General features: G+C 47.2%; 1 protein-coding gene. It reads left to right on the top strand.

Translation table 11 applies throughout. The features are described from left to right. On the top strand, positions 1 to 500 hold a 500-nt coding region (locus R7093_RS28590), incomplete at both ends, for a GNAT family N-acetyltransferase (protein WP_318147457.1).

The following is a 500-nucleotide window of genomic DNA, read 5'->3' as shown; positions in this document are numbered from 1 at the left end:
CCGGCAGAAACCCAATTGCTTCAAAATGGCGAGTTCGACGTGTACTGCGCCAGTGCGCAGCAGATTCCATCTCTCCTACATGAAATTGGCCGCTTGCGAGAACATAATTTCCGTCAAGTTGGCGAAGGGACCGGACAAGCGATAGACATCGATCATTTCGATCATGATTACCTGCACCTGTTTGTGTGGGATCGTGAGAACCAATGCATGGTAGGTGCTTACCGTCTTGGATTAGTTGATCAATTATTGGCGAAATATGGCGTAGAAGGATTGTATTCGCGCACCTTGTTCAACTATGACCAACGCTTTCTCGATCAAATGGGCAAGTCGATTGAAATGGGTCGTTCTGTGATTGCCGAGCAATATCAAAAAAGCATGAGTGCCCTACTCTTACTCTGGAAAGGCATAGCGACTTTTGTCCATCAACATCCCGAATACACGCACTTGTTTGGCCCAGTGAGCATCAGCAACGATTACAGCCATACCGCGCGTCAATTATT

The organism is Vibrio sp. 1580, assembly GCF_033340055.1.
The sequence above is the reverse complement of the archived record's forward strand: the minus strand, read 5'-3'. Positions and strand labels throughout refer to the sequence as shown.